Source organism: Winogradskyella sp. PG-2, assembly GCF_000828715.1.
Lineage (GTDB): Bacteria > Bacteroidota > Bacteroidia > Flavobacteriales > Flavobacteriaceae > Winogradskyella.
The window spans coordinates 3,155,633-3,167,875 of record NZ_AP014583.1 but is presented as its reverse complement, the minus strand read 5'-3'; the positions used below and the strand labels follow the sequence as shown (position 1 = coordinate 3,167,875).

Genomic DNA, 12,243 nt, shown 5'->3' with positions numbered 1-12,243 from the left:
TCTAATATTTTTACCAAAATATGACTTTTTTATACATTTTGTCTATAAAAACAAACGTTTAAGCGGATTATTTTACTTCTACACTAGATACTGTTTCGTAGAATATACTTTTTATAATCCCATCTGAAAGTCCAATTTTTGGTACATAGATGTCCTTTGCGCCACTCCATTTCATAGCGGAAAGATAAATACGAGTCGCAGGAATTATTACATCTGCTCTATCTTGGTTTAAGTTTAGTTTTGTGATGCGTTCTTGGTAGGAATAGCTTTGAAGCATCTTATAATAACTCGTTAAATAAAAATACGTTAATGGTTTACCTGCATCCTTTCCTGAAATCTTAAATATTTTATTAATATTTCCTCCAGATCCAATCAGTTCTATTTTGTAATATTGCTTAGTATTTTCTTTAATCCAGAGTTCTAATTCTTCCCAAGTTTCGTTTTTAACAATATCATTCAATAATCTTACAGTACCAATTCTAAAGGACTTAGATTTTACTTTTTCTCCATTATGAATTATTGAAAATTCAGTACTTCCACCACCTACATCCACATATAGGTAAGTCTTATTGGGATCAATAAATGCATTTAAATCCGTTGCAGCAATTATTGTAGCTTCTTCTTCACCATCAATAATATCAATGTTAATTCCGCATGTCTTTAAAATTTTCTCTGTTAATGGTTTACTATTACTCGCTTCTCGCATTGCAGAAGTCGCACAAGCTTTATACCTAACAACACCATGAGACTTTATTAAAAGACTAAAAGCTTTCATGGTATCTAACATTCGTTCTTGGTTGTATTCTGAGATTTCCCCATTCAAGAAAACATCTGCACCTAATCTAATTGGAACCCTAACTAATGAATTTTTTTTAAATCGAACAGGCTCATCATCTAACTCAATAATATTTGAAATTAATAATCTTACGGCATTAGACCCGATATCTATAGCTGCATATTTTTTTATTTTTAGCATACTATCCTTCAAATTTATTTAAGTAATACTTATATGTATCGAATTGTGCTCGTGTTTTTGGTTTATCATTTTTTCGATATGAATTGTCTTGGGTTTCATTAATAATACGTGCCTTTACATTATCATTCCAACAAATCATATATAAATCTAATAACTCATTTTTAATGTCTTGATCATATATTGGACAACTAACTTCTACTCTATTATCAATATTTCGTGTCATCCAATCTGCAGAAGAGATATACATTTTTGGGTCATTATTATTAGAGAAGATGTATAGACGTGTGTGTTCCAAAAACTTATCGATAATACTAATAATTTCAATATTCTCGCTCATGCCTTTCACTCCAGGCACTATGCAACATAGTCCTCTAACTATCATCTGTACTTTAACACCTGCTTTACTCGCTTCATATAATTTATCTATCATTTTATAACTACTAATGCTGTTCATTTTTAGCTTTATATAAGCCGGTTTTCCTTTTTGAGCATTCGCAATTTCTGTATCAATTAAAGCAAATAATTTTGATTTAGTATAATGAGGTGATGTAATAATATGTTTATATCTATTTATCTTATAGTTCACCTCAAAAAAGTTAAAGACTTTATTAATATCCTTGAGAATCTTAGAATTTGCTGTAAGAAGCGTAAAATCAGTATAGAATTTCGCAGTAGATTCGTTAAAATTCCCAGTACTTACAAACCCATATCTAACTAATTTGTCATTCTCCTCACGCTCAATAACACACATTTTACAATGCACTTTAAGACCTGAAACTCCGAATAACATATTTACGCCAGCATCTTGCATTTGTTCAGCATAATTGATATTTGCTTCTTCATCAAAACGTGCTCTGAGCTCAATAGAAACTGTTACTTTTTTACCATTTTTAGCAGCATTAATAAGTGAACTTGCTACATGTGATATTTGTGCTAATCTGTAAATTGTAATTTTTATAGTCTTAACCTTTGGATCTAATGCAGCCTCTCGTAGAAACTTAACTAGATAAGAAAAGGTGTGATATGGAGCATATACTAAATAATCTTTCTTAGCTATAGTCTTAAAAATACTTTCCTGTAAGCTTAAACCTTCAACAGGAAGCGGTCTTATTTTATCGTATAACAAATCTGTTCTACCTAAACTCGGAAAATCCATATAATCACGTCGGTTATGATAGCGACCACCAGGAATAATACTATCATTATCATTAATCCCCATACGTTCTAATAAAAAAGTTAATGTATCTTCATCTATACTTTTATCATGCACAAAACGCACGAGATCACCACTTTTTCTATCTTTAACACTATCGGATAACTTATCAATAAAGCTTTTACTTAAATCACTATCAAAATCGAGTTCACCATCTCTGGTAATCTTAATCATATAAGCTGTTATAGTTTCATAATCGAAAATATTAAAAATTTCATCTAAACAATGGCGTAAAACATCATCTACTAATATGATATAATTAGAATCATTTTTACTTGGCAGAACAATAAATCGATCCATCGTTTTAGATATCTCTATAAGTGCATATTGATCATCACCTTTAGAGTTCGACATTTTTATTGTCAAATAAGCCGCACTATCCTTTAACTCAGGTAATTCTATAGCTTCGTTTAGAACTATGATAACTAACGCTGGACTTATCTCTTGATAGAAATAATTCTTTATAAATTGATGCTGATCTGCATCAATTTCCGTCTCATTAATGATTTGTATATTTTCAATCTTTAATTCTAAATCTATAGACTCAAGAATTTTTAAACTTTCACTTTGTTGATCAATAACTATTTTAGTTATCTCTTCCAAAAGATCTCCAGCTTTTATACCTCCCAACTCACTTTTACCTCCTTTACCTGCTTCAAAAATCCGTTTCACGGTAGCATATCTAACTTTAAAAAATTCGTCAAGATTATTAGAAAATATACCTAGAAATCTTAGTCTTTCGATTAATGGAACATCATTATCAGCAGCTTCTTGAAGTACACGAGCATTAAATTGTAACCAACTAAGTTCTCTATTTATATATATGTTTTTATCTTTTGTCATTATTTTAATTCCTTTGGAATAAGTATCTGTTCCGTTTTTCCTTGTTCTAAATCTGACCAACTATCTATTTCAAATCTAATTTTCACCAATCCACATGTTGGGACATTATCGATAAAAATACTTCCAAAAATATTAGAAATAGATGTAAATGCATGATTGTGCCCAAAAATCATTATTTCATCATAATCATCTGGTAAATTTTTAATAAATTTAATTACACTTTCACCTCCAAAGTCGTATAAATCATCAACAACTTCTATTGTGTTTTTAGGTAAACTAAGTGATTTTGCAAAAATTTTACAGGTATCTAAAGCTCTTTTTGCTGGACTGGAAAAAATATTTTTTGGAAGTCTATTCTCTTTGATAAACTGATTTACAATTAATTTAGCGTCGTTCTTACCTCTAGTCTTTAAAGGTCTTTTACGATCTGAAACATCAAACTCCCATGAGGACTTTCCATGTCTAACAAGTACGATTATCTTCATATATCATCGATTAAGTGCGATTTTTTACGACAAAATGTTGCATATTTCCGTTTTAAGGGCTATTTTGCCTTTTTTCAACTCTAATATTTGTTTATAGTTTCAGTTATTAGTTCTTTTGTTTTGTAAAATTAATGTAAATGACCCCAAATCAAAAATATATTAATCCATTCTATTTATCATTTAAGTTAATAATACTTCCCTCTATTTTTAACATAAAACGCATATCTATGTTGTTTAATAAGAAAAGGTGTATCGCTAAGAATTAATCTTTGGTGTTTCCCTAATTTCTATTTTGAATGACATTTTTACAAATTATAAGTTATTATATATAAAGTATGAAAAACAAATACAATTGTATTTCAGTCGTAAACATTGCAAAAGTTATTTTAATAGTTCTTTGCGTTGTTCTACCTAATATTATATTAGCACAGCAATCACCATCTATACAAACTGGTGTGACGTTTCAATGGTCTGATACACAATCTAACAATAACGACCCAGCAACCATTCAATCAGTTACAATTGGAGGGGTTGTATATAATACATTTGTTGTCCCTACTAGTTATGAAATGACAAGATTAGGTCCTACAGGTGATACAGCAAATAACATTGAAGAAAACGGTATTACCATTAATAATTCAAGTGACAATGCAAATTGGAATTCTATGGCCTTATTAGCCATGCAAGATAAAAATCTAAATCATTATTTTGAATCTGTTAGAAATGGTAGAGATATTTGTTCAAATTTTACTGATGTAGAAACGACTGATGCACAAAAGCAAACTATTTTTTATAGTCCAGCCATTCCAGCAAATCAAGACGGAGTGATAGCGATTACAGAAAGAGGAGGGAATAATTGTTTTTATGTTGAAATATGGGGAATTCCTTCTGGTGGTGGTTTAGAGCAAAAGTTAGGAGAGACATTTGTTAGGAATTCTGGAAATTATACTGGGTGTAGTTTTGCACCTCCTATTTCAGGATCTGATTATTGGCAATCAGGAAGATGTAACGAAAATGGTCAAACAGTTGGTATTGGTCTATTTTACTTAAGCGATATTGCACCAATTGGATCAAAGATTACAAAAATTGAATTTGTTGGTGCTACAAGTGATCATGGAGATGGAAAGTTCTTCCTTCTCCAAAAATATGCTATAGATCAGCAAAACATGAATTGTATTAATACAAAATATTATGGCGATTTAAATGTAAATAATAATGTTCCTGATAACTCGACTTATAGTTTAGTTTCTGGACCTGCACCTACAGGCGATTTTTTTGAACTTAATTCAGATGGAACATATAGTTATATTCCTTTTAATGGTTTCACAGGTAATGTAACTTTTGAATATGAAGTCTGTTTACCAGCTCCAAATACTGGTGTATGTGATAGAGCTACAGCAACAATAGAATTTGTTAGTTTATCACCAGTTCCCCTAGCTAGTGTAAGCTGTGGTTCTGCAATTGATGATTTTACAATTTCAGTGACAAGCCCATTAGGTGTAGAATATGAGTATGCTTTAAATAATGGTGCGTATCAAAGCTCGCCAATTTTTAATAACTTACCTGAAGGCTCTTATACAGTAAACATAAGAAGTACATTCACAACTTGTGAAAATATAAACTCTATTCCAATCACCTTAGACAACCTAGAGCTTGCAGGAACCATCTCTGATGTTACATGTAAACTTGACGAAACTGGTGCAATTGATATAACTCCATCAGGTGGAACACCTCCATATACTTATTCTTGGAGTAACTCAGCAACCTCACAAGATTTATCAAATATTTTTGTAGGTATCTATACTGTGACAGTTACAGATGCAAACGGATGTACAATATCAAATAGCTTTACTATTAATGAACCTTCCGAATCGCTAGATTCTACTATTTTATCGACAACAAATGTATTATGTAATGGCGAAAGTACTGGAGAAATTGATTTAACTATTAGTGGAGGAACTGCTCCTTATATTGTGCTATGGAATAATAGCTCAACTTCACAAGATCAATCTAATCTTGCTGCTGGTGATTATGACGTAACTATTACTGATGCAAATGGATGTACAACTACTAACCAAGCAACAATTTCAGAACCAAATAATGCATTAACAGCTTCTATTACAGATTTTACTAATGTAGATTGTAATAGTAACTCAACCGGTAATATAACAGTAGAAGGTTCAGGAGGAACACCACCTTATAATTATTCTATTGATGGTGGTACAAATAATCAAACCAATGGCTTATTCGAAAATTTAGCCGCTTCTAGTTATATTGTACTCGTTACAGATGAAAACAACTGTACAACTACTGTAAATCAAACCATTTCAGAACCTATTGCTTTAGACGTATCTATTGCAAATGTAAATGATGTTGATTGTTCTGGTGAAGCTACAGGTGATATTACTATTACAGTTTCAGGAGGTACACAACCTTATTCATATTCTTGGAGTAATTCTTCAATGAGTCAAAATTTGACTAATGTTATAGCAGGTGCTTACTCTGTCACTGTAACTGATGCAAACGGATGTTCTGTTTCAGCTAATACTACAATAACAGAACCTACTAATCCTTTAAGTCTTAATATGAGTAAGATCGACGCCAATACGGCTCAAGGCTGTATTAATGGAGAAGCTACTGCAGATGTTTCTGGTGGAACAGCATCTTATACATATTTATGGAGTGCTTCTGCTAGTAATCAGACAAACGCAAATGCTACTAATCTCTCTGTTGGAACTCATTCTGTAACAATTACTGATGCTAACGGTTGTACTATTACGCAAAGTATTGTTATAGTATGCACTAATACATGTGATGCTGAGTTAACAATTGATGATACAACAAATGTATTATGTGTTGGTGATGCAACAGGTTCAGGAACAATTTCTGCAAATTCAAATGCTAACCCTGGAGCAACTTTTACTTTTACTTGGAGTAATGGTCAGGTTGATTCTGGTGTTACTTCGAGTACAATAAATAATATTACAGCAGGAGTATATGATGTTAATGTAACCATTGATGGGACGGTTTGTCAAGCTGTTGAAGAAACGATTTCTATAACAGAACCAAATAACGCTTTAAATTTAACATCTTCTTCAACTGACGAACTTGGTCCAAGTACAGGCGATGGAACAGCTAGTGCAACAGCAACTGGTGGTGTAGAACCATACACATATCTCTGGTCACCAGGTGATGAAACAACTCAAAATATTTCTGGTTTATCTGCTGGCAATTACACTGTAACAGTAACAAATGCTAACGGTTGTAAAGATACTAATACTGTGACTGTTAATCCTGGTACTTGTAATAACCTTTCAATTTCTGGAACTTCAACACATGTAATTTGTAATGGTGAGAGTAATGGAAGTGTTACGGCCGTAGTATCTAATGGAGTTGGTCCTTTTACGTATTCTTGGGATACTTTACCAGATACTACACCTAGTGTATCAGGATTGCCTGCTGGAAACTATACTGCTACTGTAACAGATCAGACTACACTTTGTACTCAGAATACAACAATTACCATAAATGAACCAAGTGCTTTGAGCTCAGGTATTGAAATTACTAATATTTTATGTAAAGATGATAATACTGGATTCATTGACTTAACAGTAAATGGAGGTACTTCATCATATACATTTCTATGGAATACTGGTGCTACTACAGAAGATTTAGCAAATGTCGTTGCTGGAACATATTCTGTAACGATAACTGACGCTAATGGCTGTACTGTAACAAATCAATCCACGGTTAATGAACCTGCTGAAAATGTTTTAGGTTCAATTACTCAAATTGTAAATGTTGAATGTCTAGGTGAAAGTACTGGTAGTATAACTGCTGGAAGTACTGGTGGAATTCCACCATATACGTATTCATTAGATAATGGTTCCTCTTCACAGTCTAGTGGTTTATTTGAAAACTTAGTTGCAGGAAATTATACAATATTAATTACTGATGCCAATGGATGTATCTTTAATGTTAATGGTACAATTGGAACAGATGATATTGAAAGTCCGATAATAACAGTACCAGCTACAATTATTATTGAAGGCTGTTCTACTGGAGATATTACTAATGGAAATGCTGTATTCGCATATAGTGAAACGCAATCTGGTGATATACAATCAACTTTTGCTTCCAATACAAATTACAATGCTTCTGACGATTTTAATATTCAGAGTATAACATATATTGACGTTACAACATCAACTAATAATTGCCCAATTACAGTATTAAGAACATTTACAATTACCGATAATTGTGATAATACTGCAACTGCGCAGCAAACAATTACAGTTCAAGATACAACACCACCTACCCTTACACTTCCTTCAGATGTTACAATAGAATGTACGGAAGATGAAACAAGTACTAATACGGGAATTGCTGGTGGTATGGATTATTGCAGTAGTGTAACTATTACTGAGAGCGATGTGGTTACTGCATCTTGTAGTAATTCTAGAACAATTGTGAGAACTTGGACGGCAACTGATGCTTGTGGTAACGCAACGTCAGCGGATCAAACGATTACTGTTCAAGATACAACACCTCCTACTATATCTGTGCCTGCTGATGTGACTATTGAATGTACAGAAGATGAGTCCTCTGCTAATACTGGTATTGCTACTGGTGCTGATACCTGTGGTGATGTGACCATTTCTCAATCTGATGTAGAAACCGCAGCTTGTGGAAATACGAAAACGATTATAAGAACATGGACAGCGACTGATAATTGTGGTAACGCAACTTCAGCTGACCAAACGATTACTGTTCAAGATACAACACCTCCTACTATATCTGTGCCTGCTAATGTGACTATTGAGTGTACTGAAGATGAGTCTTCTGCCAATACTGGTGCCGCTACTGGTAATGATACATGTGGTGATGTGACCATTTCTCAATCTGATGTAGAAACCGCAGCTTGTGGAAATACGAAAACGATTATAAGAACATGGACAGCAACTGATAATTGTGGTAATGTAACTTCAGCGGATCAAACGATTACTGTTCAAGATACAACACCTCCTACTATATCTGTACCTGCTGATGTCACTATTGAATGTACAGAAGATGAATCTTCTGCTAATACTGGTGTCGCTACTGGTAATGATACATGTGGTACAATTACTATTTCACAGTCTAATGATGTCACAACTGCATGTGGAAATACTAGAACTATAATAAGAACATGGACAGCGACTGATAATTGTGGCAATGCAACTTCAGCGGATCAAACTATTACTGTTCAAGATACAACACCTCCTACTATATCTGTGCCTGCTGATGTGACTATTGAGTGTACTGAAGATGAGTCTTCTGCTAATACTGGTATTGCTACTGGTGCTGATACATGTGGTGATGTGACGATTTCTCAGTCTGATGTCGAAACTGTAACTTGTGGAAATACGAAAACGATTATAAGAACTTGGACGGCTACTGATAATTGTGGTAACGCTACTTCAGCGGATCAAACTATTAATGTTCAAGATACTACTCCACCCACGATTGACAATTCAAATATTCAAAATATAAATATACAATGTGGTGTGACTCCAAATGGAACACTAGAAACTTGGTTATTAAATAACGCTGGTGCTACAGCATCTGATACTTGTGGTAATGTAACCTGGTTTAACGATTATGATGCAAATACAGCTTTAGATTGTAATAATGGTGCCTTTACAGTTACCTTTACTGCTACTGACGATTGTAATAATTCTTCATCTACAACTGCTACTTATTCAATTATAGATACAGTAGATCCAGTTTTGACAATACCTGCTAATGTAACTATTGAATGTAATGAAGATACAAATCCAACAAATACTGGAACTGCCACTGCAATTGATGACTGTGCTATACCTAATGTGTCTTACTCAGATGTCGAAACTGCAACTTGTGGAAATACGAAAACGATTATAAGAACTTGGACAGCTACTGATGATTGTGGTAACGCAACTTCAACTGACCAAACTATTACTGTTCAAGATACTACTGAACCTAATTTTACAGTACCTGCTGATATTACAATAGAATGTGATGTTGATACTAATGATCTCAATATTACTGGTAATGTTATTGATGAAGAGGATAACTGCTCTAATGATTTGAATGCTACATTTACTGATAGCGTAACTAATGGAAATTGTATTAATGAATCGATTATTACTCGTACTTGGTCATTAACTGATGAGTGTGATAATACAACAACGCTTGTACAAACAATAACTGTTCAAGATTCTACTTCACCTACCTTTACAGTACCTGCTGATTTAGTCCTAGAATGTGATACAGATGTTAATGATTTAACAATTACAGGAGATGTAACTGACGAATCAGATAATTGTGCAACTGGATTAGATGCAGTTTATAAAGATATTATTACTGCAGGTAATTGTCCTGGATCATATATTATTAATAGAAAATGGACACTTGTAGACAACTGTGATAATGTTGCAACGGCATTACAGATTATAACTATACAAGATACTACTGCTCCTATATTTAATGTAGCCTTACCTTCTGACATAATTATAGAATGTGATACAATTCCTGATGTGGATACAATAACTGCAACAGATAATTGTGGTGAGGCTTCAGTAACTGTTGCAGAATCTACTACAGTTGGAAGTTGTGATAATGAATTTACTTTAATTAGAACTTGGACAGCTACTGATGATTGTGGCAATGAGACAATTCATACGCAAACTATAAGTGTACAAGATACAACTGCACCATCATTTAATGAGGCATTGCCAACAGATTTAGATGCTGAATGTGATGCTGTTCCAACAGCAGAAACATTAACCGCAAGTGATACCTGTAGTTCTACAAATGTAACTTTTGAAGAAACTATTACTGAAGGAGCATGTATTGGAGATTATATTATTGAGCGTACTTGGTCAGCAATTGATAGCTGTGGAAACGAAGCAGTACACACACAATTTATTACTGTACAAGACACAACTGCTCCAACTCTTGTTACACCATTTGATGAAAACATAACTGTTGCTTGTGATGACATACCAGGAGTTCCGGACTTAGTCTTTGAAGATGCATGTTCTAATAATATAAGTGTTGATTTCAATGAAATTTCTACTCAAGTAAATGAATTTGAAGATTATAGTATAATTAGAACATGGACAATTAATGATAATTGTGGCAACGAATCTCAGTTTGTTCAAACTATATCAGTAGAAATAAGCAATGTGATAAATGTATTCGATGCAAATCTCTGTATACTTGATACAGAATTCGATTTATTCGATTTATTATCTGGTGATTTTGATATGAATGGTAATTGGAGTGTTGTTTCAGGTAATACGAGTTTAAACGGAAGTTTCTTTGATCCTACATTAGTAGATGAAATTGGTACTTATACATTTATGTATTCAATTACCGAAGGACCATGTCCAACAGAAGTCAAAGTAAATGTGACTTTAGATGATGACTGTGTTGTATTAGCTTGTGGTCTAGTTGATGTTGAAATCTCAAAGACTGTAACTGCTAATGGCGATAGTTATAATGAATTCTTTACTATAAGTGGTATTGAGGATTGTGGCTTTGTAATCGAGTTACAAATATTCAATCGTTGGGGCGCTGAGATTTATAAAAATAATAACTATCAAAATAATTGGAACGGAGATGCACATGGATCTTCAGTAGGAAATTCTGGAAAAGTCCCAACTGGAACATATTATTATATAATTAATTTAAGAAATAGTGGATTAGAGCCATTTGCAGGTCCTATCTATGTAGCAACTAAATAAACTTAACCGATGAAGCTATCTAAAATTTTAAGTATTGCCATACTCTTTTTGAGTGTATCAACGGCTTTTGCACAGCAATTACCTCAATTTACGCAATACATGTTTAATACTATCTCTATAAACCCAGCTTATGCTGGTAGTAGAGAAACATTTAGTGCTGTTGGCTTGCATAGAAGTCAATGGGTAGGATTAGAAGGTGGACCAGAAACACAAACACTATCTATTCATACACCTTTACGAAATGAGAATGTAGGTTTAGGCCTATCATTTATAAATGATAAGCTTGGCTATGAAAACTTCTCATACATTTATGGTGATTTCTCATATACAATCCAAACCGGTGTTAATTCAGAACTAGCATTTGGTCTTAAGGCTGGATTTACTCATTATAATTTAGACGAAGAATTACTAAATGACCCATCTGTAGTTAACGATCCTTTCTTTAATGATGTATCAAATCGTTGGAGTCCTAATGTTGGAGCAGGTTTATATTGGCATTCTCAACGTTGGTACTTAGGGCTTTCTGCTCCAAGAATATTAAATACAGATTATAATAATGGGGGGAACGGTACAATAGACTATGTCGCACTAGAACGTATAAGTTATTATGTTACTGGTGGATATGTTTTCGATTTAAATGAAACTACAAAGTTAAAACCATCTGTATTATTAAAAGCTACAAATGGTGCTCCACTCTCTTTTGATATTTCGGCAAACTTTTTGTTTAATGAAACTTTTTGGGTGGGAGCAGGATATAGAATCAATGAAAATGCTGCAGCAATTGGTGGTATTGCAGATTTTCAGATATCTAAGCAAATGAGAATTGGTTATGCATACGAATACCCGATTTCTGATTTAAGACCTTATACAAGTGGTACTCATGAAGTATTGTTGATGTTCGAAGTCTTTAAAAGTAAACGAATTAAATCGCCAAGATACTTCTAAAATGAAATACAT

At 33.2% G+C, this 12,243-nt stretch carries 5 protein-coding genes; 2 read left to right on the top strand and 3 right to left on the bottom strand.

All coding sequences use genetic code 11. The features are described 5' to 3' along the window. Nucleotides 1–67: 67 nt before the first annotated feature. The 3 genes from WPG_RS14245 to WPG_RS14235 are packed head-to-tail and all read right to left on the bottom strand — an operon-like array spanning nt 68 to nt 3,517. Nucleotides 68–976, bottom strand: a complete 909-nt coding sequence (locus WPG_RS14245; RefSeq protein ID WP_045473902.1) for a Ppx/GppA phosphatase family protein — start codon at nt 974–976, stop codon at nt 68–70. Between the two features lies 1 nt (nt 977). Beyond that, nucleotides 978–3,032, bottom strand: coding sequence for a polyphosphate kinase 1 (ppk1, locus tag WPG_RS14240; protein ID WP_045473900.1), 2,055 nt, complete (start codon nt 3,030–3,032; stop codon nt 978–980). Next, a complete protein-coding gene (locus WPG_RS14235) occupies nt 3,032–3,517 on the bottom strand; it encodes a SixA phosphatase family protein (RefSeq protein ID WP_045473898.1) in 486 nt (161 codons plus the stop codon). The genes ppk1 and WPG_RS14235 overlap by 1 nt, the downstream gene beginning before the upstream one ends. 335 nt (nt 3,518–3,852) lie before the next feature. On the opposite strand from WPG_RS14235, the gene WPG_RS14230 reads away from it, so the two are divergent. Together WPG_RS14230 and WPG_RS14225 are read left to right on the top strand one after the other, a co-directional pair. Continuing rightward, nucleotides 3,853–11,286, top strand: coding sequence for a gliding motility-associated C-terminal domain-containing protein (locus WPG_RS14230; RefSeq protein ID WP_045473896.1), 7,434 nt, complete (start codon nt 3,853–3,855; stop codon nt 11,284–11,286). 9 nt (nt 11,287–11,295) lie between these two features. Next, a complete protein-coding gene (locus WPG_RS14225; protein ID WP_045473894.1) occupies nt 11,296–12,231 on the top strand; it encodes a type IX secretion system membrane protein PorP/SprF in 936 nt (311 codons plus the stop codon). Nucleotides 12,232–12,243: the final 12 nt, after the last annotated feature.